The sequence below is a fragment of the Deltaproteobacteria bacterium genome (genome assembly GCA_003696105.1).
Lineage (GTDB): Bacteria > Myxococcota_A > Polyangia > Haliangiales > J016 > J016.
This window is the reverse complement of record RFGE01000013.1, coordinates 1-26,868: the sequence shown is the minus strand read 5'-3', so window position 1 is coordinate 26,868 and position 26,868 is coordinate 1. Positions and strand designations below refer to the sequence as shown.

Annotated in this window: 20 protein-coding genes; 8 read left to right on the top strand and 12 right to left on the bottom strand. The window is 73.0% G+C overall.

What is annotated here, in order from left to right; translation table 11 throughout:
• Positions 1-80: 80 nt before the first annotated feature.
• Positions 81-347 (bottom strand): hypothetical protein, encoded by a 267-nt coding sequence (locus tag D6689_00855; protein ID RMH45073.1) that lies wholly within the window; start codon positions 345-347, stop codon positions 81-83.
• 91 nt (positions 348-438) lie between these two features.
• Positions 439-4,356 carry a hypothetical protein gene (locus tag D6689_00850; protein ID RMH45072.1) on the bottom strand — a complete coding sequence of 1,306 codons (3,918 nt, stop codon included), beginning with the start codon at positions 4,354-4,356 and terminating at the stop codon, positions 439-441.
• Between the two features lies 1 nt (position 4,357).
• Here D6689_00850 and D6689_00845 point away from each other — a divergent pair, with 1 nt between their 5' ends.
• Both D6689_00845 and D6689_00840 read left to right on the top strand, forming a co-directional pair.
• A complete protein-coding gene (locus D6689_00845; GenBank protein RMH45071.1) occupies positions 4,358-5,032 on the top strand; it encodes a hypothetical protein in 675 nt (224 codons plus the stop codon).
• A gap of 120 nt (positions 5,033-5,152) precedes the next feature.
• Entirely contained in the window at positions 5,153-5,926 is a 774-nt protein-coding gene (locus tag D6689_00840) for a hypothetical protein (protein RMH45070.1), read from the top strand.
• Position 5,927: 1 nt separating this feature from the next.
• On the opposite strand, the gene D6689_00835 is transcribed toward D6689_00840, so the two are convergent.
• The 4 genes from D6689_00835 to D6689_00820 form a co-directional block, all read right to left on the bottom strand.
• Positions 5,928-7,067: a DUF4105 domain-containing protein gene (locus D6689_00835; GenBank protein RMH45069.1), complete on the bottom strand. Its 1,140-nt coding sequence runs from the start codon at positions 7,065-7,067 to the stop codon at positions 5,928-5,930.
• Positions 7,068-7,433: 366 nt separating this feature from the next.
• Positions 7,434-9,686, bottom strand: a complete 2,253-nt coding sequence (locus D6689_00830; GenBank protein ID RMH45068.1) for a hypothetical protein — start codon at positions 9,684-9,686, stop codon at positions 7,434-7,436.
• Positions 9,683-11,050: an insulinase family protein gene (locus tag D6689_00825; GenBank protein RMH45067.1), complete on the bottom strand. Its 1,368-nt coding sequence runs from the start codon at positions 11,048-11,050 to the stop codon at positions 9,683-9,685. The genes D6689_00830 and D6689_00825 overlap by 4 nt, the downstream gene beginning before the upstream one ends.
• A gap of 311 nt (positions 11,051-11,361) precedes the next feature.
• Positions 11,362-11,565 (bottom strand): hypothetical protein, encoded by a 204-nt coding sequence (locus tag D6689_00820; GenBank protein RMH45066.1) that lies wholly within the window; start codon positions 11,563-11,565, stop codon positions 11,362-11,364.
• Between the two features lie 489 nt (positions 11,566-12,054).
• Here D6689_00820 and D6689_00815 point away from each other — a divergent pair, with 489 nt between their 5' ends.
• The 6 genes from D6689_00815 (at position 12,055) to D6689_00790 (ending at position 19,711) form a co-directional block, all read left to right on the top strand.
• On the top strand, positions 12,055-12,288 hold the full coding sequence (locus D6689_00815) for a 30S ribosomal protein S21 (protein ID RMH45065.1): 234 nt from the start codon (positions 12,055-12,057) through the stop codon (positions 12,286-12,288).
• 144 nt (positions 12,289-12,432) lie between these two features.
• On the top strand, positions 12,433-13,464 hold the full coding sequence (locus D6689_00810) for a UPF0104 family protein (protein ID RMH45064.1): 1,032 nt from the start codon (positions 12,433-12,435) through the stop codon (positions 13,462-13,464).
• A 15-nt stretch (positions 13,465-13,479) separates the two neighbouring features.
• A complete protein-coding gene (locus D6689_00805) occupies positions 13,480-14,415 on the top strand; it encodes a M48 family peptidase (GenBank protein ID RMH45063.1) in 936 nt (311 codons plus the stop codon).
• Positions 14,415-16,172 (top strand): hypothetical protein, encoded by a 1,758-nt coding sequence (locus tag D6689_00800; protein ID RMH45062.1) that lies wholly within the window; start codon positions 14,415-14,417, stop codon positions 16,170-16,172. The genes D6689_00805 and D6689_00800 overlap by 1 nt, the downstream gene beginning before the upstream one ends.
• Before the next feature lie 3 nt (positions 16,173-16,175).
• Positions 16,176-18,989 (top strand): hypothetical protein, encoded by a 2,814-nt coding sequence (locus tag D6689_00795; GenBank protein RMH45061.1) that lies wholly within the window; start codon positions 16,176-16,178, stop codon positions 18,987-18,989.
• On the top strand, positions 17,909-19,711 hold the full coding sequence (locus D6689_00790) for a hypothetical protein (protein RMH45074.1): 1,803 nt from the start codon (positions 17,909-17,911) through the stop codon (positions 19,709-19,711). Before D6689_00795 ends, D6689_00790 begins: the two co-directional genes overlap by 1,081 nt.
• A 12-nt stretch (positions 19,712-19,723) precedes the next feature.
• Here D6689_00790 and D6689_00785 read toward each other — a convergent pair whose 3' ends face one another.
• The 6 genes from D6689_00785 to D6689_00760 all read right to left on the bottom strand — a co-directional run.
• Positions 19,724-21,562 carry a hypothetical protein gene (locus D6689_00785; GenBank protein ID RMH45060.1) on the bottom strand — a complete coding sequence of 613 codons (1,839 nt, stop codon included), beginning with the start codon at positions 21,560-21,562 and terminating at the stop codon, positions 19,724-19,726.
• 136 nt (positions 21,563-21,698) lie between these two features.
• Positions 21,699-22,271 (bottom strand): RNA polymerase sigma factor, encoded by a 573-nt coding sequence (locus tag D6689_00780; protein ID RMH45059.1) that lies wholly within the window; start codon positions 22,269-22,271, stop codon positions 21,699-21,701.
• A 142-nt stretch (positions 22,272-22,413) separates the two neighbouring features.
• Positions 22,414-23,253, bottom strand: a complete 840-nt coding sequence (locus tag D6689_00775; protein ID RMH45058.1) for a bifunctional DNA-formamidopyrimidine glycosylase/DNA-(apurinic or apyrimidinic site) lyase — start codon at positions 23,251-23,253, stop codon at positions 22,414-22,416.
• Entirely contained in the window at positions 23,253-24,095 is an 843-nt protein-coding gene (rsmA, locus tag D6689_00770) for a ribosomal RNA small subunit methyltransferase A (GenBank protein RMH45057.1), read from the bottom strand. Before rsmA ends, D6689_00775 begins: the two co-directional genes overlap by 1 nt.
• Positions 24,092-25,105, bottom strand: a complete 1,014-nt coding sequence (gene tsaD / locus D6689_00765; protein ID RMH45056.1) for a tRNA (adenosine(37)-N6)-threonylcarbamoyltransferase complex transferase subunit TsaD — start codon at positions 25,103-25,105, stop codon at positions 24,092-24,094. The genes rsmA and tsaD overlap by 4 nt, the downstream gene beginning before the upstream one ends.
• A 53-nt stretch (positions 25,106-25,158) precedes the next feature.
• A partial coding sequence (locus D6689_00760; GenBank protein ID RMH45055.1) for a tetratricopeptide repeat protein occupies positions 25,159-26,868 on the bottom strand: 1,710 nt, incomplete at its 5' end.

The following is a 26,868-nucleotide window of genomic DNA, read 5'->3' as shown; positions in this document are numbered from 1 at the left end:
GGCGCGTATCAACATACGGAACCGAAGGGCGCGAGGACGTACGCCGAAGATCGCCCGCAGATCGTGACCGCAGCCAGCGGCTATGCGCAACAGCCTCCTGGATCGGGGCGGTGGTGGGGCCGTGCGAGCGGCGTCGTGAAGCGCGGGTCGGACGGCGACACCTCGCTTGCGTCCGCGCGCGCGCACGACGGGTTCGGGTCGGCCGCGCGCACGCTTCCGTCGCCCCGGCCGTCCGCTCGCGCAAATGCGGCGGCCGGCGGGGTGCGCGCGCAGCCCGAGATCGCCGCAATGGGGACGGCCGTCGCGACGGCGACAGCGGCCGCGATCTCGCAGCGACGTCGCAGCATGGCGCAAGCATGACGCAAAATGCGGCCGCGCGCAGGCGCGCGCACGCCGCCGCGCGCGCAAGCCGGCGTGCGGGCCGCGACGCCGCGCGGCTCAGGCGAAGGCGGGGACGAGCGCCGCGTAAAACCGCTCGGGTTCGCGCACGCCTTGTTCGGCGAGCCACGCATCGGCGTCGGCGCGCAGTCGAGCGCCGGCGTCGCCGCCCAGGAGCCCGCCGAGCGCGCGCCGAGCCGGCTGCGCATACAGCTGCGTGTCGAGCTGGTCGAGCGCATCGATGCCCTCGCGGAGAAGTCTCACGGCCCGGTCGTCGTCGCCGGCGACGTGTGCGGCGCCCGCGCGCAGCAGCGGGCCGAGGCCACGGCCGAGCGGCTGGCCGGACCGCTCGACGCGTCGAGCCAGCCGGCGCACTTCGTGAACCCAGTGAGCGCGTTCGGGCCGGTCGCGTGCGGCCGCGGCCTGGGCGAGCGCGACGCGCCCGCGCAGGTAGGCGACTTCGCACGCCACGATCGGGATGCGCAGCAGCATCGACCGCCGCAGCCCCGCCGCGGCGCGCGACAACACGGCCGCCGCCCGCTGAGGCGCCCCATCGTAGAGGGCGAACTCCGCGCGCGAGTGCATCGCGAAAAAATGTTGCACCTGAAACGTATTGCGATCGTGTGTCCACCTGCGGGCGGCCTCGTCGACCGCGCGTTCGCCGCTCGCTGCGTCGTCAGCCATCATCCATGGCACGCTCATCCGGCAGCGCAGGCTCAGTGCGAGATACAAGTCGCCGCGGCGCTCGGCATCGAAGCAGAATGCGTCTACGGTCGGCGTGAGTTTTCGCAGCTCGCCCAGGTACATCAAGCAGAAACAGGCATACATCTGGCACGTATCCGTTTCCCAGCCGCCGGAATAGACGTGCGCGTGAAACAGCTTCTCCGCTTCGTTGACGAGCCGATAGGTCGCCAGCCATGCGTTTTCGATGAAGTAGTGGACCGCCGCGCGTGGAAACAACACGTACGCACGGGCAGCGGGGTCTTCGATGCGTTCGGCGATGCGCTGGCTCTCGCGGATCAGATCCCGCAGGCGGCGCTCTGCGCCTTGTGACGCGAGAAACACCCCTTCGACCGCCAGAGCGCGGATCACGCGTGTGCGCTCCCCGAGAGCGAGCGAGTGACGCAACGCGCGGCAGTTGAAATCGGCGCCGCGAATGTTGTCGACCAGGGAGAGGCCGCGGCCGATGCTCTGGTAGACGTCTACGCGGGCAAGATCGACCGGGCGCAACTGCCCCTCGCCGCGCTCGCGCCACCGCACGCCACGCAACCGAAGCCGAAACCTCTGCCACGCCAGCGCCCACAGTGCTCGTCGCGGCGTCGCGGGCAAGGAGTCGCCGAGTTCGCCGAGCACCTGTTGGACCAAACGGATTCCCTCGTCGACGCGGCCGCTGAACAGGAGTTGTTCCATCGCACGGCGGCGGTGTTCGAGCTGTTCGGGCTGCGGGGCGCCCTCGGCCGCTTTGAGATAGAGGGCGACCGCTTCGGCGCCGCGGCCGGCGTTCGCGAGCGCTTGCGCGAGCGCAAGTTCGAGCGCGCGCTTCTCGTCAGGAGCGTAGTTGCCGAGGCGCAACGCCGCCTTGTAGCGCGCTGCCGCGCGGTCGAACGCGAGCGCGGCGACGGCGCGTTGCGCGGCGGCGCGCGCGTAGTGGGCGGCGCGCGCGTTGAGCTCGGCGGCAGCGAAGTGCGTGAGCGCCACGTCGGGGTTCGCGTCGGCCTCGCCGGTCGCTTCGAGCGCGTCGGCCAGTTTCCTGTGGTACTCGCGCCGCTCGGTGTCGTCGAGCCCGCGCATTGCGGCTTCGCGTACGCGGTTGTGGTAGGTTTCGATTGTGTCGCGGCGCCGGCCGCCGGCAGTGCGGACGAGGTGGCTCTCGCGCAGCTCGTACACGGCGTCGAGGTAATCGGAAAAGTCGAGCCCTGATGCGTGCGCGATCACGCCGTGCGGCGTGGGCCCACCCGCGATGCAGGTCAGTTCGAGCACCTCGCGGGCGGGCGCGGATAGCCGGTGAAAGCGCGCCTGCAACGCGTCGTCGAGCTTCACCATGCGCCGCCGATCCATGCCCACGGCCGCGACGTGCGCCACCAGTTCGTGGAGGAACATCGGGTGATTCGCGGCCTCGTCGGCGAGCGTATCGGCGTCGTCGGCGGTCGCCGCCACGCCGTGGCGCGCGAGCAGCCGCAGCGCGAGTTCCCGCGCCGCCGCGCGCGGAAGCGCGTCGAGTTCGAACCGGACCAGCTCGATCGGCAGCGCGGTGAGCGGCTCGACGCCGCTGGCGTCCGCGCGCGGCCGCGTCGCGAGTACCGCGACGATCGGCGGGGGTTCGGGGGGCTGCAACAACTGGCCGATGAGATGAACGCTGTCCGGATCCGCCCATTGGAGATCGTCGATCGCGACGACGAGCGGGTGCCTCACGGCAATCCGCGTGAACAGCTCGCGCAGCGCCGTGAACGCGCGCCGCCGGCGCTCCTGCAGGTCGGGCACGTCGATGCGAATGCTGGGGCTCTCGGCGATGACCTCGACCCGGCGCAGCACCGGGAACACCTGGGCCAACAGGGACGCGTTGCGGGGCAGAAGCGCGGCCGCATCGGCGCGCGGTAGGGCGCGAAGATAGGTCGTGAGCGCGTCGATGGCGCCGTCGATTGCCTTGAACGGGACGCTCTCGTTTTCGTAGCAGCGCCCCGAGAGCACGACGGCCGACGGGTGCGTCGCGCGGACGCGCTGCTGCAGTTCCCCGAGCAACGCCGTCTTGCCGACGCCCGATGCACCGCGGACGAGAAACACCCGGGCCGTACGCGGTTCGTCGAGCGCGCGCAGCATGGCGTCGAGTTCGCGGTCGCGTCCCACGAACTCCGTGCGGCGCGCGGTGTGCAGCGGCGGGCGTGGTCGCGCGACGGGGGCGGCGCGTGCCGTGCCCAGGCGGCGCAGGATCTCGATTTCCGACGGGCGGTCGTCGGGAGAACACTGCAGCAAGTCGATGCACAGATCGTTGAGGTCGCGAGGCACGCCCGGTGCGATCGACGCCGGCGGCGGAGGTACCTCGCTCTGCTTGCGCATGAGGACCTCGAGGTCGGTGCCCTCGAACGGAACGCGACCGGTGAGCGCGTGGTACAGCAGGCTGCCGACCGCGTAGAAGTCCGATGCCGGCACGGTCGCGTCCGAGTGGGCCTGTTCGGGAGCCATGTAGGCAGCCGTCCCGATCACCCACCCCTCGCTGAGTCGCTGCGGGCTGTCGACGTCGATGACGAGGCCGAAATCGAGCAGCACGAGGCGCCCACTGTTGTCGATCCGGATGTTGAGCGGCTTGACGTCGCGATGGATCTTGCCTGCGGCGTGCAGGGCGCCGAGCCCCTCGGCGAGTTGCGCGAGCGCGTGGCGCAAGCGGCCCTCGTGGAACAGAGCGCCGTCGCGTTGGTCGGCGCGCGCGCGCACGTAGCTCAGAAAGTCGACGCCCTCGACCAACTCCATCGTGAAGAACCACACTCCGTCGACTTCGCTGAGTTCGCCGAGGCGAACCAGGTTGCGATGGCGCAGTCCCTGCAGCGCGCGGAACTCGTTTTTGAACCGCAGCAGCGCGTCCGGTTTGCGCGCGTGCAGGGCCTTGAGGGCCACGTGCGTGTGCGTTTCCCGGTCGAGAGCCTTGTACACCACGCCCATCCCGCCCGTGCCGAGGCGGGATACGATCACGTACCGCTCGGTTCCGCGGAAGTCGAACGCCTCCGGGCCGGCACCGCTACTCGACCAGCTCTCGGCGCCCTCAGACAACCACCAACTATAGTAGAAACTGGACGTTGGGCGCATGACTTCAGCGATTGTGAGAGCGCGAGCGTTGTCGTGCGGCGCCGGTCGTGCGACGCTGGCCCCAACCCGTTTGGCGGCTACCAGGTTGAAATTGGTGACGAAAGTCGCAATCGTCGCGCTTTCGTCGGCGGTTTGTGCGTGTGCGACGGCTTCCGGCGGTTCGGGGGACGACGACGACATCGTGTTGCCCGATGCGGCGCCCGGCGTCGCAGACGCGGGCGGCGGCTCGCCGGTCGATGCCAGCGGCGGGACGCCGGACGCGACGCCCGTCGGCACGCCCTGCGATCCGATCGCGCAAAACTGCGGCCCCGGGCAGAAGTGCGCGCTGATCGTGACCGATGTGGCCGCACAGACGGGGTTTACCGGCTGCTATCCCAACGGCGACAAGGGGTTGGCGCAGGCATGCGCCACGCCTTCGGTCGCCGACACGGCCGACGACTGCATCGCCGGCGCCCACTGCGTGTTCGGCACGTGCCACGCGATCTGCAAGCTCGGTTCGAATCCGTGCGCCGACGGCCAGTGCATCGGCATCAACAACCTCGAGATGCAGTTCGACGTGTGCCTGCCGAGCTGCGATCCGCTGGCGCCGGCGTGCAGTCCGGGGGAAGGTTGTTATCTCACCGGGATGGACCAGGGGGTGTGCGCGCCGCCGGTCGGCGGAGGCCAGCCTCCCGGGGGACCGTGCACGGCGCCCAACGACTGTGCCCCGGGTTCCGGCTGCTTCAACGATCCGGGACAGTGTCTGTCGTACTGCGACTATGCGACCTACCCGGGCGAACGCGACCCCGCGCGATGCGCGTCGGGCGAAGTCTGCGGGCCGATCACGGGCGAGACGCGCGTCGGTGCATGCCGGTAACCGATCCGCGTCTCACCGGTCTTGCAATATAATGCGTGATCCGGCCGTGTCGCTGCGTTTTTTTGCCGCGGCGCGAGCCGGTTTTGGAACAATGGCCACCGCTGTTACGGGGTGCCACCGATGATGTTGCGACGCGCTTTTCCTATCCTGGTCCTACTTCCAGCCGTGGTGGTCGGTTGCGCCAAGGCAGGCGACGACGACGACAACGACGACGTCGCCGCACCGGACGCCGGCGATCCGCGCGGCGGCAAGTGCGGCAGCACCACCTGTGGCCCGACCGAGGCCTGCTGCGACGGGATCTGCGTCGACGTGCAGGCGAACGCGAGCAACTGTGGTTCGTGCGGCAACGTGTGCGATTCCGAGACGTCCAACGGGTGTTCGGGTGGCATGTGCGTGTGCAACTTCGGCGTCGCGTGCACCGGCGGGTCCACGTGCTGCGACACCGGCTGCAAGAACCTGATGACCGACCCGGCCAACTGTGGGATGTGCGGCCGGCCGTGCGGGCCGATGGAGACCTGCCAAGACGGCATGTGCGTGTGTGCCGCCACCGGCGGCGAGTGTCCCGGCAACACGAGCTGCTGTGCCACCGGGTGCGTCGACACGACGACCGACGAGGCCAACTGCGGATCGTGCGGGATGGCGTGCGACGCCGACGACCAGTGCTCGGGCGGTGCGTGTGCGTGTCCGTTTACGTGCCCGATGCCTCCTCCGCTGTTGCCGAGCAAGATCACCTGCTGCGGCGACGGTTGCTACGACATCTGCAACGACCCGGCGCACTGCGGCGGGTGCGATCCGACCGACTGCGACACCTGCGATCTCGGCGGATGCACCAAGGACGATATGGAGGTGACGCCGCCGGATCTGCTCAACTGCTTCGGCTTCCCGTTCCCGTAGGTCACGGAGCGTGTTCGCGCGCGGCGTCGCGAGGCGATCGCCGCGACTCGGTTTCGCCGCGTAGCGGAGCGAGCGCGGCGATCAGCGCCGGGCCGAGCGGGATCAAGACCACCAGCCAAAGCGGTTGCCGCAGCACGCCGACGGCGCGCGCCGCCGACACGAGCGCCAAGGCGACGACGCGCAGTCGGCCATACGCGCGGCCGCGCCGCGTCGCGAGCAGTGCGTCGCTCGGCCACAGCACGAGCGCCACTTCGTTCCACCGCAGTTCCGGCATGCCGGCGGCCAGCGCGACCGTCCACACGGCGGTGCCGAGCGCGGTGAGCGCGGCGGCGCTCGCCCAGCTGCCGGCACGAACGCCGCGGCCGAGCGCTCGCGCGGCCGCGACGGGCGCGACCGTCGCCGCGGCGATCGCGAGCAGCCAGGGCGCGACGGAGTTCCCCTCGGTGGGAAACGCGGGCCCGCGGCGGAGGTAGACCGCTTCCGGAGCGGCGCCGAGCCGCTCGGCCACGCCCGCGCGCAGCAGGTCGGGCAGAAACATCGCTTCGTAGCCGGTTGGCTGCACGTCGGCGAAGCGCCCGACGAGGAACACCGACGCGACCAGGATCGGAGTGAGTTCCGCCAGGCCGCGGCGGCCGAGTTCGCGGTAGGTGACGCCGATCGGCCGCTGGTTGTCGCGGGACAGCGCGCCCCCGGTGACCGCGTCGATGTGGTCGCGCACGCGCGTCGCGCAGTTGTCGCGGAAGTGATGGTATGCGTAGTAGCGATTCTCCTCGCGAGCGTCGTGTGCGAGGCGCCGCGCGAGTTCGCGCGCCTGGTCGTCGGTCAGCGGCAGGCGCTGGCGCCATACGCTGCGGTCGCGGGCGACGTATTGCGCGATCATCCGCTCGCGCGGCCACACCGACACCCAGAACCGCGCCGTGCCGCGCAAAAACTGCCAGCCGAGCCGCGCGGGCGGCGAGCCGAAATCGGTCGTTCCGTAGTTGTAACAGCGCGCATCGGCATCGGCGGGCCACTGCACGCAGATGGCCGCGTGGCCGAACCGCTCGAACAGCTGGTCGCCCTGGCCCATGGTGTACAGGTCCACGACCGGTGCGGGCGCGGCGGACATTGCGGCGATCGCCGCGACGGCGGCCGCGATCACCGTCGCCTCCGAACCGCTGAGGCGGCGCGGGCCGAAGTGGACCGAGAAACGCGCGTGGCGGTCGACACGTCGTTCGTCGAGGGTAGACCGACCGGCCGTGCAGCGGCAAACGCCGGCGGGGCGCCGCGCGTCGCGACCCGTTCGCCCGCGGCTGGCCGCGGCCGGCGCCGGGACCCGCGCGCCGCCGGCGTCCCAGGTTGGGGGCCGCGGCCGGAGCCAGGGGCCCGCGCGCCGCCGCCTCGGCGGGCGGCGAATGCGTCGCGCAGCCGTCGCCCGGCGCCAGCCGTCGCGCCCGGCGGCGGGGGCCGCGCGCCGCCGCGCCGTGGCGCCGCGACGGCCCGGTGCGCCGCCGAGTGCGAGCCGCGCCTACTGCGGCTTCGCGAACGCGCTGTCGGGGATCTTCTCGTTGATCTTGACGGACGACAGCTGCGTGTCGAATGAGCCCTGCGGGCTCTCGCTGTGGCGCGTGTGCGCGATCTGGATGCCGGCGACCTTCTTGTAGTCGGAGAACGCCTCGACGGCTTCCTCGCCGCCCTCCTGGTAGGTCATCCGCGCGAGCAGGTGCGTCTTGCGGTCGAAGAACAGCTTGACCGTATGACCGTTTTTGCCCGTGAGCTGCACCGCGTCGTACGTCTTACCATCGACGGTTTGCTCGCCGAGCGGGCGCACGACGGCGCCGTCTTCTTTGGCGCGCAGCAAGATGAACTCGGCGTCGCGCCACATCTGCTTTTTCGCCTCGGCGAGGGCGCCGGCTTCGAGTTCCTTGACCTGGCCGCCGCCCGGGCCGGGCTGCTTCGACCAGCCCTTGCCGTCGTGGACCACGGTAATGACGTCGAATGTGCCCATCGGCGTGTTGAGCGTCAGGTCGAGGCGCAGCGACTCGGGAGCGCGCCACACGCGCTTGACCTTGCCCGAGATGGTCTGCCCCTGGACTTGGAGCTTCGCGTCCCCCTCCACGGTCATCGACCGGATGCCGGCGAGGCGCTTTGCTCCGCCCTTGGCGCGGATCGCCGCGTCGATGAGCTTCATGGCGCGCGCGCGATCCGCGGCGCTCACGGTCCCGCCGCCGGCGAGCTGCGCGCGTTCGTACGCGGCGATCGGATCGTCGGCGGACACGACGGTGTACTTCCAGCCGGCTGCGTCGAGTTGCGGTTTCACGTCCTTCGCGGCGCCGACGATGACCATGACCAGGTTGTCGGGGTCCAGATGGGCGGCCGCCGCCTGCCTGGCGGCCTCCGGGGTGACCTCACCGATGCGCAGCGCGTAGTTGCGGACGTAGTCGTCGCCGAACCCGTGCAGCTCCGCGGCCAACACGGCGCCCGCGACGTCGAGCGCCGACTCGAACGCGGTAGCCCAGCGACCCGAAATGTTGGCGATCGCATCCGCCACCTCCTCAGGCGTCGGCCCCTCGGCCTTCATGCGCGCGAGTTCGCCGAGCACGAGCTTGATCGTATTGACCGTCTCCTCGCTGCGGGTGAACGTCGTCGCGGTGAACGCGCCGCGCGACAGGTAGCTGTCGAACCGCGACCGCGCTCCGTAGGTCTTGCCGCCCTCGGAGCGGACGACCTTCATCAAGCGAGATGCAAAGCCACCGCCGCCGAGCACGTAGTTCATGACCTGGACGGCGTAGTAGTCGGGATCCTTGTGGGAGATCCCGTAGTGGCCCACGACGATCTGGCTCTGCGTCTGGTCGGGCTTGTCGACCAGGCGCACGCGGATGCCCTCGATGGGCCGGGGTGCCCACAGCTTGTGCGGCGCGACCTTGCCCTTGCGCCAGCGGCGGAACGCGGCGGCGAGTCGCCGCTCGAGTTTGCCTGCATCGACGTCGCCCGCGACGACGAGCACCGCGTTGTTCGGCTTGAACCAGGTCTTGTGCCAGCTCACCAGATCCGCGCGTTCGATCGCCTTGATCGTGTTGACCGTAATCGGCCATCCGCGCACGTGGTCGTCGCCCCACAGTTCGTTGTCGAAGTGAGCGGCCGCGAGCTGCTGGGCGTCGTCGCGGCGTTGCCGGACGGCGGTGATCAACTGATCGCGCACCTGGTCCATCTCCTTGGCGGGGAACGTCGGGTTCGCGGCGACGTCCGGCAGCAGGTCGAAGCAGGTGTCGACGTGCTTCGTGAGCGCCGAGCAGGACAACGTCGTGGCTTCGAGCGATGCGCCCGCGTTCAGGCGCGCGCCGACGAAGTCGACCGCCTCCGCGATTTGCTCCGCGCTGCGCTTGCGCGTGCCCTTCGTGAGCATGGCCGCGGCGAACTGCGCGAGCCCACGTTTGTCGCGCATGTCGTCTTGCTCGCCGGCGCGGACCGCCAGCTGCATGCCGACGACCGGGAGATCGTGGCGCTCGATGACGATCACCTGCAGGCCGTTTTTCAGTGTGAACCGCCGGATCGGCGGCAGCTTGACCTCTTGCGGCGGCTGCGGCTCGGGCGCCTCGATCAGATCCGTGCGCCCGGCCCACGGGTCGGCGGGCGGCGCGTCGGCCGGGGCCGTGTCGGCCGGCTTGGCCGTGTGGTCGGTACCGTCGCCCGGCAACTGCGGCACGGGCGACGATGCGGGGGATGCGGAACCGCACGCGCACAGCGCGGCGGCGGTGAGGGCGGCGAGCAGGCGGTTCACTTGGCACCTCCCTTGGGCGGGATGACGACGATGGTGAGGTTCGACTCGACGAGGTACTGGCGGGCGACCCGCTGTACGTCGTCGGCCGTGACTGCAGCGATCTTGTCGGCGTCGCCGAGGAACGCGGCCGGGTCGCCGGTGTTGATCCAGCTCTGTCCGATCTGGGTCGCCAGGCCGCTCGCGCTCTCGAGGCTGAACACGAGATCGCTCTCGAGTTGGTTCTTGGCCTTTTGCAGTTCTTTGTCGGTGACGCCGGCATCGCGCACCTTCGCGATCTCGTCGAGCAGCGCCGCCTCCACCTTGTCGCCCTGATCCGGTTGCAGGTACACGCCGAAAGTCAGGAACAAGCCCGGGTGTTCGAGCGCAAACACCTGGCCGCCGGCGGCGACCGCGATCTTGTCGGTGCGGACCAGTCGCCGGTACAGCCGCGACGATTCCCCGTCGGACAGGATCTTGGCCAGCACGCGCAGCGGGTACATGTCCGGGTGTTTCGCTTCCGGGATGTGGAACCCGCCGAGCACGATGCCGATCTGGCGCGGTTCGACGACGACCCGGCGCTTCTCGGTCTGCGGCGGCTCGGGCCGCTCGTCAGCCGGTCGCGGTGGCTCCTTGCCGCGCGGGATCTTGGCGAAGTAGGTGTCCGCGCACGTGCGCACCTCGTCTTCCGATACGTCGCCGACGACGACGAGCAGCGCGTTGTTGGGCACGTAATAGGTGTCGTAGAAGTACTGCAGGTAATCTTTGTCCGTCGCGTCGAGCGTCTCCTTGGTGCCGATCGCGAGCCAGCCGTACGGGTGTTTGGTGAACGCGGTCGCGAAGAACTTCTGCAGACCTTTGCCGATCGGCGAGTTCTCGTAGCGCAGGCGCAGCTCCTCTTTGACCACTTCGCGCTCGGTGTCGATCATTTCCTTGCGCAACAACAGGTTGCGCATGCGCTCCGCCTCGAGCTTGCACGCGAACTGCAAGTACTGCTTCGGCAGCTGCTCGTGGTACGCCGTCGTGTCCTGGGTGGTGAACGCATTGAGCGACCCGCCGACGCGCTGAATGTGCCGCGCGTGCTCCTCCGGGCGCACGTGCACCGTGCCCTTGAACAGCATGTGCTCGAACATGTGGGCGGCGCCGAGCCGATCCGGCCGCTCCTCCTTCGAGCCGACGTGGTACCAGACGTGGACGGCCACGACGGGCGCTTCGTGGCGCGGCAAGTAGGCGACGCGCAGCCCGTTGTCGAGCGTCCACGTCTTGACCTCGGGGAGCTGCAGCTGCGGCGCCGGTGCAGCGGGGGTGCCGGCGGCCGCCGGTAGCGCCGCTGCGGTGACGACCGCCACCAGCAGCGCGTTCCGATACGAGCGGGTTCGGTTTCGCATGCCCGCGGGGATAGCACGCGGGCGCGCGCAGACCAACGGGCGCGACGCGCGGGCTGCCCACAACCGCTCGCAGGGCGGGGCGTGTCGTCTACCGGCGACCGGGCGGCCTGCGGTGCGCGATGGGCCCGGCCGATCGCCGGCGTGGCACGGCGACGCGGGGTTCGCGCGTCCCGATCGGAGGGGGCGCTGTCAACGCCGCGGCGCGGGCGGCCGTCAGCCGGCGCCGCCAGCGCGGCGCGGCGCGGGCGGCCGTCAGCCGGCGCCGCCGCGCAGCCGGCCGGCCGTACGGCGACGGCTCGGCGGCGCGCGGATTACGCGGCGTGGGTCGCCTTGTCGCCCTTCCGGTAGAACAGGGTGATCGTGAGGCAGTGGAACTCGCTGTCCGACGACTGCGTCACGATCTTGTCGAGGATCTCGATATCGGGGTTGCGCCGAATCCAGGCCGTGACCTCCTCCCCGAGTGCCTCACGCTCCTTCGCCTTCGTCGCCGAGAACACCTTCACGCCGTTGTACACGCTGAACCCTCCGTCGCTAATACTGGTTCGGTTTCTGTTGTAGGGCCGGATACAAGGGCAAAAAGCCCCCTCCTCGTTTCCCTTATACGGGACCCATTATTTTCAGTCAAGATAAAAAAATACACTAATACTTTAACTCAATCCGGAGGGGGGCAGGTCGGTGCCGCGCCGCAGGGCGGGCCGGTTCGCCGCCGGGGCGCTGCGCAATCGGGGGCGACCGGACGTCCAGCACGCCGGCGTGGGCGCCATTCCTGCGCGCCGTTCCTGCGCGCCGCTCCGGGGTTGGCTGGCCGCCCCGCGCCGACGGCGTGCCGGGCCCCCGGGGTCGGCGCGCCGCGCGGATGCGGTGCGTCCCGCGGCATCCGCTCGCGGGGGCCGCGCGACCAGGGCACGCGTCGCGCGGGGCTGGCCGGCGCGGCGGTCGAGCGGTCCGGCCGTGCGACGCGGCACTTGACCGGGCCGGCGGCTTCCGGTAGGTACGGTGCGGCTATGGCTCAGGCACCGGAACCGGTATTCGGCAAGCCGATCGAGGTGGACGTCCGCGACAGCCTCGAAAAGGCGATGAAGATCCTCAAGCAGAAGATGTCCAAAGAGGGCGTGCTGCAGGAGGTCAAGCGGCGCCGCTTCTTCGAGAAGCCGAGCGTCAAGAAAAAGCGCAAGATGCGCGAAGCGCGCAAGCGCCTGCGCCGCGAGATGAAGCGGCGCTCGGACAGCCGCAGCTAGTACGGCGATCGAGTTGATTCGGTCGCAGGTCACACGCGCCCGCCGCGCCGGGCCGCTCCGCCCGGCGGCTGCGTAGCTCGCGCCGGCTCCTGTCGCCGTGTTCCGCTCACCCCCGCGCGCGCACGCCCGGTCCGTCCACCGACGATCGCGGCAGGCACCTCGACGCACGCGATCCGGACCCGCGGGCGGCCGCCGAAAGGGCGCGCCTTCGTGAGCCGGACCGCGCGCCGCATTGCGCTGGCGATCGCCGTAGGCGCGCTCGCGTTCGCGGCGTTGTCGGTCTACGGCGACGTGCACGCGCTGGGCGACCGGTTGCGCCGGTTTCGCTGGAGCGCGTTCGCGGCGGCGCTCGCCCTGGCATTGGTCAACTACGGCGTGCGCCTCGCGCGGTGGAACGCGTACCTGCGGGCCAAGGCGATCGCCGTGCCGCCGCGGCGATCCGCGCTGATCTTCCTGTCCGGCTTTGCGCTGGCGGTCACGCCGGGGAAGGTCGGCGAACTGATCAAGAGCTACCTGCTGCGCCAGACCGACGGCGTGCCGATGACGCGCAGCGTGCCGATCGTGATCGCCGAGCGAGTCACGGACCTGGTCGCCCTGGTCGCCCTGGCGGTCGCGGGCGCCGGCGTCTACGGGGTGGCGGGCCGCGCGGTCGCGGGCGCCGCGGGCGCGATCGGGTTCGGTCTGCTGCTGCTGGCGTGGCCGCGCCTGGGGCTCGGCGCGATCCGCGTCGTGAGCCGACCGCGGCGGCTGCGGCGCCTGGGAGCCCGGCTGCGCGAGGTGTACCTCGGCCTGGCCGACCTCACGCGGCCGTCGCGGTTGTGGTGGTCGACCGGTCTGGGCGTCGTCGCATGGGCGGCCGAGTGCGTCGGGTTTGCGGTGATCCTGGCGGGCTTCACCGGCGTGCGCGTGTCGCTCGGTCTCGCGACGACCATCTATGCGGCGACGACGATCGCGGGCGCGCTGTCGTTTCTGCCGGCCGGACTCGTCGTGACCGAGACGGCGATGACCCTGCTGCTCGTGCAACTGGGCGACGGGCTCGACGAGCCGACGGCGGTGGCCGCGACGATGCTCACGCGGCTGGCGACCCTGTGGTTCGCGGTCGCGATCGGCGCCGCCGCGCTGGCCGCGCTGCGCCGCGAAGCCGGAGTCGACGTCGACGGCGGCTCGGCGAGCTGAGCGGCTCGCCGCGAAATGGCGGTGCCGGCGCCGTTGCCGCCGACGCGAAGTCGCTATACTCCGCCCATGGTCGCCGTCGACTTCGACTTCGCGCGCTATGTCGCCGAGCGGCGCGGCCGCGTCGAACAGCGCGCCCGCGACGGCGCGGCCTATGCGTTTTCCGGCGCCCGCAAGGTGCAGCGGACGCTGGCGACGGCACGCCCGGTGGCGATCGCCATCGAAGCGACGAGCCGGCTGTGGCAGGGCGCCGCGAAGGACGAACTGCTGTCGGCGTCGGCGCGCGCGACGGACGAGACGCATCCCGCGGTGCGGGGCGCCGCGGTGGCGGCCGCCCGCGCGCTGGGCATCGACCCGCCGGCGGTGTACGTCGCGCCGGCCGACGCCGGCATCTCCGACGCCACCCTCGGCACCGTGGACGAGCCGTACGTCGTCGTCAACGCGGATCTCGTCGCGCGCCTGAGCGACGTCGAACTCGTGGCGCTCATCGGCCACCACTGCGGTCACATCCAGAACAACCACGTCACCTATACGACCGCGCTGCACTACCTCACGCGCGCGGCGGCCAGCCTGGTGCGGTGGGCGGTTCGCCCGGCGACGATGGCGCTGCAGGCGTGGTCGCGGCGCGCCGAGATCACGTGCGACCGCGCGGCGCTTTTGTGCACGCGCGACATCGATGCGACGTTTCGCCAGATGGTGAAATGCCAGGCGAGCGTCCCCGCCGGCGTCGACGCCATGACGGCCGACGACTACCTCGCGCGCGCGCCGGACGCGCCCGGGACCCTCGGCGGCATCGGCGAGCTGTTCCGCAGCGACCCGTATCTGCTCAAGCGAGTCAAGGCGCTCAAGCTGTTCGCGGACTCGGCGTTCTACCGGCGCATCACGGGGCAATCCGGCGGCCGGCCGGCGGAAGAGGTCGACCGCGAGGTCGCCCAACTGCTGAGTGTGTTCTGATGAGCCTGCTGGACGGACATCGGCGCGCGAAGATCGAGATCGTCGATCAACTCGCGGCTCTGGCGGAGGTGGCGCGGGCCGCCGGCATGAAGACGCTCGCCGCCGACATCGAAGGCTCGCGCATCCCCAAGGTGGAGCAGGAACGGTTCCACCTGGTGGTGCTGGGCGAGTTCAACCACGGCAAGTCGACGTTCGTCAACGCGCTGCTCGGCGCCGACGTGCTGCCGACCGGCATCACGCCGACGACGGCCGCGATCAACCACGTCGTCTATGCGGATCAACCGCGCGCCCACGCCGTGCTCACCGACGGCGACACGATCGCGATCGCGCCGGCTGCGCTGCGCGATTGGGTCACCGCGGCCGGTGCGCGCAGCCGCGACGTGCGGCACGTCGAGGTCGGCTACCCGGCGGACCTGCTGCGCGACAACGTCGTGTTGGTCGACACGCCCGGCGTCAACGACATGAACGAGCAGCGGGCCGAGATCACCTACGGCTACGTGCCGCAGGCCGACGCGGTGCTGTTCTTGCTCGACGCGAGCCAGGCGCTCAAGGACTCCGAGCGGGAGTTCCTGTCGCGTCGCGTGCTGGAGCGGGTGCGCGACCGGCTCGTGTTCGTCGTCGCGAAGATCGACCAGGTCGGCGACGATGACCGCGACGAGGTCATCCGCTACGTCCGCGACAACCTCGCCAGTTTTGTCGACGAGCCCGTGGTGTTCCCGGTCTCGGCCAAACGCGCGCTCGAGGGCGACCGCGACCACAGCGGCATGCCGGAGCTTCTGAAGTACTTGTCGGAGTTTCTCGATCGCGACCGCGCTGCGCTCGTGCTCGACAACGCCGCCGAGGACGCGATGCGGACCGCGGCGTATCTGCAACAAAATCTAGGCGTCAAGTTGCGCGCCTACGACCTGGATCTGGACGAGCTCGAACAGCGCGTCGCCAAGGTGCGCGAACAGCTCGACGCGAGTCGGCGGAACCTCGAGGAGTTGCACGGACGGATCGAAGCGGAATGCGGAGCGATTCGCGCTCAGATCCGCCTCGATCTCGACGAGTTCGCTCGCACGTTCGTCGACGTGCTGCCTGGGCAGATCGACTCGGTCGACGCCGACGACGTCAAACGATACCTGCCCGGATTCATCGAAGATCGATTTCGCGAGTGGGCCGAACTCGAGGGCGAGAAGCTCGCGAGTATGCTCGAGCACCTCGCGGAGGAGGTCATCGCCGTCACGAACGAGAACGTACATGCGACGTCGGCGGCGCTCGCGAATCGGTTGTCGCCGGCCGACACGCAGGTCGACATCGACATCGACAGCTTCAAGTACGACGTCGCGGTCTACTCGGTCGGCGCGCTCGGCACCACGGTGTTCTTCTTCGTCAACACGGTCGCCGGCGGGCTGCTCACGCTGGCGGCGCCGATACTCGCGATCGTGCTCAAGTCGAAGGTGGCCGGCGACATCCGCGAGCAGGCAAAGGAGCGGGCGCCGGCCGCGATCTTGCGCGCGGCCGACGCGCTGCGGCCGCATTTCGACCGCTGCATCGATGACTTCGGCGAGCGGCTGAGCGAGTTCGTGACGTCGGCGGGCACGGCGCTGTACCGCGGCATCACGGAGGTCCTGGACCAGACGCTCGACGAAAAGCGCACGCGCGCCGGTGAGATCGAGCCGCTGCGGGCGGAGATCGCGCGGCACGCGGCGGCGGTTGCGGAGGCGCGAGAGGTGCTCGCATCCGTGCGCGAGCGGCTGTGGCGCCGGGCGGAGTGACCCGTGTCGTTGTGGTCCCGGATCGAGCGGCGGCTCGGCGAGCTCGCCGGCGAGCTGTTACCGTCGGAGCACCGAGAGCGGCTCGATCGGGCGCGCGACGCGCTGGCGGCGGGCGATCCGGCGGGCGCCGAGGCGCTGCTGGCCGAGGCGCTCGCCGAGCGGCCGGACGACGCCGCCGCGCACGCGCTGCGCGGTGCGGCGCTGCTGGCGTGCGGGCGCCCGGCGGAGGCGGCGGCCGCGTTCGCCGAGGCGGTCGCGCTCGACCCGGACGACGCGGACGCGCACGTCGGCGCGGGGGAGGCGGCGCTCGCGCTCGGAGACGCGGCGGCGGCGGTGGCGGCGTTTCGCCGCGCGCTGGCGGTCGCGGGCGGCGACGCGGCGCGACGGGCGGCCGCGTATCGCGGGCTCGGCGCCGCCCACCGGGCCGCCGGCGACGTCGACCGCGCGATCCGCGAGCTGCGCAAGGCGGTCGCGGAGGCGCCGGCCGACCCGGAGTCGCTCGCCGCGCTCGGGGCCGCGCTGGTCGACGGCGGCGCGGCCGCGGCCGGCGAGGCACGCCGGCACCTGGCGCGCGCGTGCGCGCGCTCCGACGCGCCGGCGGCGGCATGGGCGGCGCTCGGACGCGCCGAGCTGGCGCTCGGGCACGTCGACGAGGCGGACGCGGCGTTTGCGCGCGCGGGCGACGACGTGGACGCGGTCGCGGGCCGGGGCGACGTCGCGCTCGCGCGCGGCGACGCCGACGAGGCGCGGGCGCTGTATCGCGCGGCGATCGCGCGCGCGCCCGGGCGCGCGGATTTGCACGTGCGGCTCGGCGATGCCGCGCGCGCCGCGGGCCGGCCCGACGAGGCATTCGAGCACTATGCGCGCGCCGTCGACCTCGGCGCGGGCGACGCGGCGGCGCGCTCCGCCGTGGACGCGGCGATCGCGGCCGACCGAGCCGATGCGCGCGCGGTCGACCTGGCCAACCGGGTGCTCGCGGGCGACGCGGAGTCCGCCGCGGCGCTGGTCGTTCGCGCGCGCGCACTCGTCGCGGCCGGCGAGGCGGAGCCGGCTCGCGCGGTGCTCGCGGCAGTGGTGGACCGCGGTGACCACCCCGAGGCGCACGTCGAACTCGCGCGGCTGGCGCTGGCCGCGGGTGACGCGGCCGGTGCGGCGCGCCACGCGTGGGCGGCGCTGCGGGCCGACGGGCGAAATCCGCGCGCGCGCGCGGCGCTGGTCGCCGCGCGCACCGCGCAGGCCGGCGCCCTCGGCGGCGACGTCGTGTCGCGGGCGCGCGCGCTCGAGCGCGTCGCGCGGGCGGACCCGGCGTTGGCCGACCTTGCGCCGGACGTGGGCCGCGCGGTCGAGGACTTCGACCGGCCGCTGCTCGTCACGGTGATGGGCGAATTCTCGACGGGCAAGTCCACGTTCATCAACGCGTTCGTCGAGGAGTCGATCGCGCCGGTCGGCATCACGCCGACGACCGCGACGATCAACGTGCTCAAGTTCGGCCGCGAGCGCGGCGGCCGCATCGTGTACCGCGACGGCCGCACGGTGCCGCTGCCGTGGACGCCGCTGCGCGCGACGCTCGAGCAGATCACCGCAGACGACGCGCGCCAGATCGCGGCGGTCGAGATCCTGTACCCGTTGCCGGTGCTCGAGCGGGTCCACATCGTCGACACGCCGGGGCTCAACTCGATCTTGCCCGAACACGAACAGGTCGCCCGTGACTTCATCGGCCGGGCCGACGCGGTGGTGTGGCTGTTCGCCGCCGGGCAGGCCGGCAAGGAGTCGGAGCGCGCGGCGCTCGCGTCGATTCACGCGACCGGGACCCGCGTGCTCGGCGTCGTCAACAAGGTCGACCAACTCGCCGCCGACGACGTGCGCGAGGTGGTCGCGTACCTGCGCGGCGAACTCGGCGATCTGGTGGACGACCTCGTGCCGCTGTCGGCCAAGGCGGCGCTGGCGTCGCACGCCGCCGGCAACTGGCCGGCGCTGGCCGACGCGCTCGAGCGGCGGTTCTTCGCCCGCGCGCGCGAACTGAAGCGGGAGGCGTGCGAGCGCCGTCTGTCGGCTTTGATCGCCCGCGCGCGCGACCGGTCGGTGGCGCGGCGCGAGGCCGCGACCGCCGCCGCCGCCGAGTTGGCCGCCGCCGCCGCGTCGCTGCGCGCCGGTGCCGCGCGGTTCCGCGAGCGCGACGCGCCGAGCGCGCGCGGGCAGCTGGCGGAGGCGGTCGCGCGGCTGTACCGCGACGCCGCGCGCGAGGTGCTCGAACTCGTCCGCCCGCGCGCGCTGCCGTTCGGCGCCCACCGCGCGACGCGCGCCGACCGCGACTACCTCGTCGGCCTGCTGGCGCGCGGGTACCGCGACGCGATCGAGCCGGTGCGCGCGGCCGTCGGCGCGCAGTTGCGCGCGGGGGCGCGCGCGGGGGCCACGGCGGCGGCGCGCGCGGCCGCCGTGGTCGGCAATGCGGCCGCCGAGCGCATCGAGCAGCTCGGCGACGAGGTGATCGAACTCGTCGACGCGCGCGTGTTCGAACGCGCGAGCGCGTTCGTCGACGGATTTCTGCGCGGCGGCGCGGTCGACCGGTTCTTCCGCGACGCGCTGCCGAAGCTGCAGCTCACCGAGGACAACGTCTACCACGCGCTGTACCGCGACGCGCCGGACCTGGACGCCGAACTCGGCGAGCCGCTCGCGCGCGCCGGCGCAGACGCACTGGCGGCGCTGGCCGACCGGCTCGACGCGCTGGCGGCCGTCGCCGACGCGGCCGCGTACGACGCCGACGCGGGCACGCTGGCGGCAATCGAGGCGATCGCGCGCGCGACGGAGGAGGCGTGAAGCGTACGATCGGCGTCGACGAGGCGGGCCGCGGGCCGGTGCTCGGTCCGCTGGTGCTCGCTGCGGTGTGCGTCGACACGGCGGCGGCGCGGGCGCTCGCGCGCGCCGGCGTCCGCGATTCCAAGGGGTTCGGCGCGGGCGCCGCCGCGCGAGCGCGCCGCCGGGAACTGGCGTGCGAGATACGGGCGCGCGCGGTCTGGTGCCAGGTCGCGGTGGTCGACGTGGCCGAGGTCGACCGCCGCGTCCGGCGCGGCGAACTCAACGCGCTCGAGCGCGAGGTGGCCGCCCGGTTGCTGGCGGCCGCGCCGCGCTGCGATCGGATCGTCGCCGACGGCCACCGCCTGTTCGCGCCGCTGCGCGCGCAGTTCCCGCAGCTCGAGGCACACGACGGCGGCGAGGCGCGCCACTGCGCGGTTGCTGCTGCATCTATTTTGGCGAAAGTGCGGCGCGACGCGATCTTCGAGCGGATCGCCAGGCGCTACGAGGCCGAGTTCGGCCCGCTGCGCGGCGGCGGCTACGTCAACGCGGCCACGCGGCGGTTTTTGCGCGCGTTCGCGGCGCGGTACGGCCGGCTGCCGCCGGAGGCCCGCCGGTCGTGGCCGCACCGCGACCTCGACGACCTGCTCGGGCCCGACCACGACCCGTTCTCGGACCTCGACGACGCCGACGCGACGCCCGTCCAGCCGGACTTGTGGGCGGCGACCCGGCGCGAGCGCGCGTGACGCCGGCGCGGGTCACTTCCAGTCGCGGACGACCGTCTGCACTTCGCCCGGGCTCACCGTGACGGTGATCGTCTCGGACCGCGGCAGTTCTTCGTTCCAGATGCGCACGCGATAGCGTCCCGGCGGCAGCGCCCAGCGGGCCGGCGTGATCTTGCTGCCGTGGCCGTCGACGCGCACGTTGGCCCACGGTTGCACCTTCACGTAGAGTTCCCCGAGTTGGTCCGCCGTGGCGATGTCGGTCGGCCGCGCCGTCGAATCGTCGGCTGCGGCTCGCGCCGGGTCGGCCGCGGTCGGTTTCGGCGATCCGGCGTGGCCGCCGGTCGCGACGCGCGTACGACCGCCCTTGCGGCGGCGGTGGCCGCGGCGCGCCTCGCGGTGGTCGTCGGGCGCGACCGCGCCGGCGTCGGATGGCGCGGCGGCCGAGTCGGCGCGGGCCGCCGCCGGCCCTGCGTCCGGCGCCGCCGGAACCACCGCCACCGGCCCGGCGGCGGTCGCGCCGGTGGCGGCCGGGTGCGCCGCCGGCCCCACCGCGTCGCCTGCCGCGGCAGTCGCCACGGGCGCTCCCGCGCGGGCGCCACGCGCGTCGCCGGACGGGTCGCGCGTCATTTTCAGCGCGCCGGCGACGACCACGGCGCCGACGGCGGCGGCCGCGACGGCCCCGATCGCCAGCCCGGCTCGGCGCGCCGGCCGCCCCGGCCGGACGGCCGCCGTCCGCTCCGAGCCGGGCGGCGCGACGCGCTCGCCCGCGGCGGTCGGCGTGCCCGAGCCAGAGGAGGCCGCTGGCGCGCGCGCGCCGGGCAGCACCGCCGTCGCGGCGACCGCCGCGCGTTCGCCCGGCGACGCGGTGCGGGTCGGCGCGTCCATCGCCGCCGCCGGCATGGCGGCCGGCCGCGCGGCCGCCGTCGCGGCCGCGTCGATCGCCGCCACCGGGCCCGATTCGTCGCGCACGGGGGCCTCGCCCGGAAACCGCGCCGCCATCAGGTCGGCGAGGTCGAGCTGCGCGCGCGCCGAGATCACGTCGCAGTTGAGCAGCGCCTCGAGCGCCGCGCGCGCGCTCGCGAACCGGCGGTCGCGGTCGCGCTCGAGCATCCCGAGGCACGCCGCGGCGACGTCCTCGGGCACGTCGGGATTGAGCGCGCGCGGCGACGCGATCGGCTGGGCCAACATCCGACTGAGGACCTCGGCCTCGGTCGCGCCGCCGAACAGCCGCCGGCCGGTGAGCAGCTCGTGGAACATGATGCCGACCGCGAACACGTCCGACCGGCCGTCGAGCGGCAGCCCGTGCGCCTGCTCGGGGCTCATGTAGCCGACCTTGCCCTTGAGCGTGCCGGTGCGCGACGCGCCCGATGCCCCCATCGCCTTGGCGATGCCGAAGTCGCTGAGCTTGACCGCGCCGTCCCACGACAGCAGCACGTTGTGGGGCGACACGTCGCGGTGGACCATGCCGAGCGGCCGGCCGCCGTCGGTGAGTTCGTGCGCGTAGGCGAGCGCGCGCAACACCTGCGACACGATGAACGCGCTCACGGGAATCGGCAGCGGTCCGGACGCCGCGAGGTGGCGCAGGTCCTTGCCGTCGACCAGCTCCATGACGATGAACAGCCGGCCCTGGTCGTCGCGGTCGAAGTCGAGCACGGCGACGATGTTCGGATGCAACAGCAGCGACGCCAGTCGCGCCTCGTTGACGAACATCTCGGCGAATTTGTCGTCAGCCGACAGCGCGGGCAGCATCCGCTTGATCGCTACCGGCCGCGCGAAGCCCTCGACCCCCAGTTTGGTGGCCCGGAACACCTCGGCCATCCCGCCGCCGCCGATCCGCTCACCGAGCCGATATTTGTCGCTGTGGGGGGCCACGAATCGTTCTTCTTAGCACGCCCGTGCCGCGCGGCGGGGCCGCGCGGCCGGCGGGACGCGCACCTCATTGTAATCCCTGGAACGTGCGGTGGGCACGTTCCGTTGCGGCGAGGCAGTCGCCCCGGCTGCGTCCCCGTCAGGGCACGGCCTTGGCCATGTCCGCGTAGTCCTCGAGTTCGAGCCGCAGCTTCTCGAGCGCGTAGCGCATGCGGCTTTTGACGGTATTTTCCGGCACGCCGACCACGGCCGCGATCTCCTTGAACGGCAGGCCGAGCATCTCGCGCATCAGGAACACCTCGCGCTGCTCGTCCGACAGCCGCGCGATCGCGGCGTGCAGCTTCGCGCGCAGCTCCGAGCTCGCGGCGCGCCGGTCCGACGGGATCTGGTCGTCGGCGAGGACGTCCAACAGCGTGCCGCCGTCGCCGCCGGCCTTCAGCGGCGCGTCGAGCGAGGGCGCCTTGCGGTGTTTCATGCGCCGGCTGTGGTCGACGCACAGGTTGCGGGCGATGGTGTACAGCCAGGTCGTGAACTTGGCCTGGCGCTCGTAGCGGGCCGCCCCCTTGATCACGCGCAAGAATGCCTCTTGCAGCAGGTCCTCGGCCGTCTCGCGCGAGCCGACGAAGCGGAGGATGAAGTTGAACACCGGCCGCCGGTGGCGCTCGAGCAGCAGCTCGAACGCGCGCACGTCGCCCTGCTGATAGCGGAGCATCAGGGCTTCGTCAGATTCGTCTCGGAGCACCGGCGCCCCTGTATCCTCGCGAAAGTGGTTGGCGGCTCCGTCGGCCGGCGACTGCGCAACGACGACAGTAACCCGACGGTTTGGCCCGGGGCAAACGCCCGCGACGGCGGCCTCAGGTGGCTTGACAGGTTGGACAGTGGAACGTGGCGCGCCCTTGGATCGCGGTGCGCACGATCGTGCCGCGACAGCCGCGGCGCGGGCAGCGGCGGCCGGCGCGCCCGTAGATGCGCAGGTGATCCCGGTAACTTCCTGGATTCCCGGCGGCGTTGACGAAGTCGCGCAGCGACGTGCCGCCGTGATCGAGCGCGGCGCGCAGGGCCGCGCGCACGGCGCGGGCCAGCCGGCCGGCGCGCTCGCCGTCGAGTTCGCGAGCCGGCAGCGCGGGCGCGATCCGCGCACGCCACAGCGCCTCGCACGCGTAGATGTTGCCGATGCCCGCGATCTTGCGCTGGTCGAGCAGCAGCGCCTTGATGGCCTGCCCGCTGCCGGCCGCCAGCCGCGCCAGCGCGCGGCCGGTCAGCGGCCCGTCGAGCGCGTCGATGCCCAGCGGCGCGAGCGACGGGTGGGCCCGTTCGGCGCCACGACCGAACACGTCCACCAGGCCGAACCGCCGCGGGTCCGAGAAGCGCACCGTGCGGCCGTCGGCGAGGGTCCACACCGCGTGGGTGTGTGGGTCGCGCGGCGCGCCCGGCGGCACTACGCGCAGGCGGCCGGTCATGCCGAGGTGCACGAGCACGCCGGTGTCGCGCCCGGCGAAGTACCAGAGCAGGTACTTGCCCCAGCGGTCGACCCGGTCGACGACCGCGCCCGCGCTCGCGCGGCGCAGCGCCGCCGGGTCGATGCGCCGGCCCATGTGCAGGGCGACCCGGTGCGCGGACACGCCGGTGACCCGGGCGCCGAGGATCGGCGCGAGCGTGCGGCGGACCGTCTCGACTTCCGGAAGCTCCGGCATCACGCCTCCCGGTGCGGCAGCCCCGCCGCCACGGCCGCCAGCTCCTCGATCGACAGCGTCTCGCCGCGCCGCGCGCCGTCGACGCCCGCCGCGGCGAACGCCGCGTCCACCGCGGCGGCGGGAAACGCGGCGCGCAGCGCGTTGCGCACGGTCTTGCGGCGCTGCGCGAACGCGGCGTGCACCACGTCGCGAAAGTGGCGCTCGTCGGCGATCGCGGCGCGCGGCCGGGCCAGCGGGCGGATCGCGACGACGGCCGACTCGACCTTGGGCGGCGGGAAGAACGAGCCCGGCCGCACGCGCGCCACGAGGTCGACGTCGGCGACGGCGCCGAGGATCGCGGTGACCGCGCCGTAGGCCCGGGTGCCGGGCGGGGCGACGAGACGCTCGGCGACCTCGCGCTGGAGCATCACGACCGCGCGCGCGACGTGCCGCCGCTGGTCGATCAGCGAAAACAGGATCGGCGACGAGATCTGATAGGGGAGGTTGCCGCACACGGCGACCGGCCCGCCGCGGCGCGCGGCGATCGCGCCGTAGTCGACCTGCTTGGCGTCGCGTTCGGCGATATCGACGTTCGGCCGGTCGCCGAGTTCGCCGCGCAGCACCGCGATCATGTCGCGGTCGCGCTCGACCGCGATGACGCGCCCGGCCGGCACGCGGTCGGACAGGCGCGCCGTGAGCGTGCCGAGGCCGCTGCCGATCTCGACGATCCAGTCGGCGTCCGATTCGACGGTCGCGTCGACGATCGTGCGGTAGACGCCGTCGTTGACCAGAAAGTTCTGGCCCCACGACTTCTTCGCCGACAGCCCGTAGCGCCGCAGCAGCTCGCGCGCGTCCACGGTCACGGTGCCGGCAACCGCAGGCTCGCGGTCGCGTTGAGGTCGAGCGGGGCGCGCTCGCCGGCCACCAGCTTGTGGTAGCCGGCGGCCGCGATCATCGCGGCGTTGTCGGTGCAACGACCGGGCGACGGGATGAACACGTCGAAGCCGTCCTCGGCGCCAGCGGCGCGCAGTGCGGCGCGCAGCGCGGAGTTGGCGGCGACCCCGCCGGCGAGCTGCACGGCGGTCAGGCCGGTGTCGGCGACCGCCTGGCGGGTCTTGCGGACGAGCACCTCGACGACCGTCGCCTGGAAGCTCGCGCACAGGTCGGCGAGCGCCTGGCCGGACGGGACGCCGTGGTCGCGCAGCCAGTTGAGCACCGCGGTCTTGACGCCGCTGAACGAGAAGTCGTAGCCGGTTTCGGCCTTCGCCATCAGCCTGGGCATCGGCACGCCGGTCGGGTCGCCGCCGCGCGCGAGCCGGTCGATCTGGACGCCTCCCGGGTAGCCGAGACCGAGCATCTTGGCCACCTTGTCGAACGCCTCGCCCGCCGCGTCGTCGCGCGTCGCGCCGAGTTCGACCAGCGCGCCCCGCCCGTCGACCCGGATGATCGACGTGTGGCCGCCGGACACGAGCAGCGCCAGGTGCGGAAACGGCGGGTGCGGCGGCGGCTCGAGGTCGATGGCCGTGAGGTGCCCTTCGAGGTGGTGCACGCCGACGAGCGGCAGTCCGCGCGCGTAGGCCATCGCCTTGGCGGTCTGCAGCGCGACGAGCAGCGCGCCGACGAGGCCGGGGCCACGGGTGACCGCGATGCCGTCGATGTCGTCGAGCGACACGCCGGCGTCGGCGAGCGCGGCGTCGACGACCGGCACGACGTTGGCGATGTGCCGGCGCGACGCCAGCTCGGGCACGACGCCGCCGAACCGCGCGTGAACGTCGACCTGCGACGCCACGACGTCCGACAGCGCGCGGCAGCCGTCTTCGACCACCGCGGCGGCCGTTTCGTCGCAGGAACTCTCGAGCCCGAGCACGAGCATGGGACGGGTCTACCACAACGCCGGCGCCGCGCCGGCCGGCGCGCGGGTGCGGATCACATGCTGTCGAGCAGGTCGCGGATGTCGTCCGATCGCGGGCTGATCGGGTCGAGGTCGAGGTAGCGCTCGAACGCGGCGCGGGCGGCGTCGTAGTCTTCGAGTTCGTAGTGGATCATGCCCTTCGTGAGCCACGCCGACGCGCGGTTGGGCGCGACCTGCACGGCGCGGTCGGCCGCGGCGCGCGCCTCGTCGCGCCGGCCGAGCGCGAGCAGCGCATTCGCCTTGAGGTCGAGGTAGCGCGGGTCATCCGGTGCGGCGGCGAGCGCGCGGTCGATGGCCGCCAGCGCGTCGGCGTAGCGCCGGGCGCGGTAGGCGGCGCGCGCGGCGCGGTAGGCGGCCCGGGGATCGGCGGCCGGCGGTGCGCCCGCGTCGTACCGCACCGCGGCGCGCGCAGCGGGGCGAACCGGCGCCGCGTCCGCTGGCGCGGGTCGGGCCGGGGCGGCGTCCGGTCGCGCCGGGCGCGGGGGCGCCGGCGCGGGGGCCGGGCGCGGCGCGACCGCCGGCGGGGCCAAAGCCGCGTCCGCCGGCGGCATGCGCGGCGGTGGCGTGGCGGCGTCCGCCGCATCGCGTGGGGGCGTCGCGACGACCGGCGCCGCGGCGGCGACGGCGGTGCCGCCGGCATCCGGCCGCGCGGCCGTTCGCGGCGTGTCGCGGCCACCGAGCACGTACGCGCCGACGCCGATCGCGGCGACGGCCGCGATCGCCGCCAGCGGTGCCAGCGACCGCCCTGGCGGCGCGGCGTCCACGGTGCGTTCGCCGGCCGGCTCCGGCGGGGCGTCCGCAGCACGGTCGCGCGCATCGTCGGCGCGCCCGTCCTCCACGCGCGGAGTGAGGTCGTCGAGCGCGGGTGCGACCGGCTCCAGCTCTTCGATCGCCTGCAACACCGCCGACCGGCGGCGCACGGATGGTTCGATGGTCAACAGTTCGCGCGCCGGCACGTCGGGCTCGGGCGGCGCCGGCTGGACCGCCACTTCGCCGGACACCGAGTGGATGTCGGCGCCGGCCGACGAGATCACGTGGCGGCCCGAGTCGGGCACGGCCGGGTGCGCCCCCGAGTCGTCCAGCAGCGTGCCCGGCACCGGCGGCGGCAGCGGCGTCGGGTCGGTCGCGGACGCGTCCCACTCGCCCGACGGCGTCGCGTCCGCGGCGGCCGGGTCGGTGGCCGCGGGCGCGGCGGCGGCGTCCCCGTCGCCGGCGGCGAGCGCGTCGCCGGCGGCGAGTGCCGCGCCGGCGGCGTCCGGTGCCTCTGCGGCCACCTCGCCGTCCGCGCCGACCGAGGATGCGGACGCCGTACCGGGTGCCTCCGCGGCGACCTCGCCGTCCGCCGGACCGTCGGCCGCCTCGGCCGGCGCGACCGCGAGCTCCGCCTTCTGCAGCCCGCGCAGCGTCGACCGCCGCCGCGTCTCCGCGCCCGCGCCGTTCCCCTCGTCGTCCGCGCGGTCCGGTGCGCGCGTCGCCGCCGCATCCCCGGCGGCCGGCACCGGCGGCACCTCGACCGGCGTGTCGGCGCGCGCGCCGCGCTCGCGCAGCGCGCCGGCCGCGTCGGCCGCGGGCGGCACGACCGGCACGCGGTCCGTGCGCCGGCCGAGCACGCCGTCGACCACGTCCGCGCCGAGGTCCACGTCGTCCGGCTCCGCTGGCGCCTCGACCACGAGTCCCTCGAAGTACAGCTTCGAGATGACCGCGAGCGCTTCGAGGTCGCCGAG

What these genes read in the sequence shown, in the direction of transcription:
- D6689_00805 (RMH45063.1), top strand. Translation starts at nt 13,480, where the DNA reads ATGGCGGTGCCGGCGCCGTTGCCGCCGACGCGAAGTCGCTATACTCCG.
- tsaD (RMH45056.1), bottom strand. Translation starts at nt 25,105, where the DNA reads ATGCTCGTGCTCGGGCTCGAGAGTTCCTGCGACGAAACGGCCGCCGCG.
- D6689_00800 (RMH45062.1), top strand. Translation starts at nt 14,415, where the DNA reads ATGAGCCTGCTGGACGGACATCGGCGCGCGAAGATCGAGATCGTCGAT.
- D6689_00780 (RMH45059.1), bottom strand. Translation starts at nt 22,271, where the DNA reads ATGCTCCGCTATCAGCAGGGCGACGTGCGCGCGTTCGAGCTGCTGCTC.
- D6689_00850 (RMH45072.1), bottom strand. Translation starts at nt 4,356, where the DNA reads ATGTCGTCGTCGTCCCCCGAACCGCCGGAAGCCGTCGCACACGCACAA.
- D6689_00825 (RMH45067.1), bottom strand. Translation starts at nt 11,050, where the DNA reads ATGCGAAACCGAACCCGCTCGTATCGGAACGCGCTGCTGGTGGCGGTC.
- D6689_00775 (RMH45058.1), bottom strand. Translation starts at nt 23,253, where the DNA reads ATGCCGGAGCTTCCGGAAGTCGAGACGGTCCGCCGCACGCTCGCGCCG.
- D6689_00840 (RMH45070.1), top strand. Translation starts at nt 5,153, where the DNA reads ATGATGTTGCGACGCGCTTTTCCTATCCTGGTCCTACTTCCAGCCGTG.
- D6689_00815 (RMH45065.1), top strand. Translation starts at nt 12,055, where the DNA reads ATGGCTCAGGCACCGGAACCGGTATTCGGCAAGCCGATCGAGGTGGAC.
- D6689_00855 (RMH45073.1), bottom strand. Translation starts at nt 347, where the DNA reads ATGCTGCGACGTCGCTGCGAGATCGCGGCCGCTGTCGCCGTCGCGACG.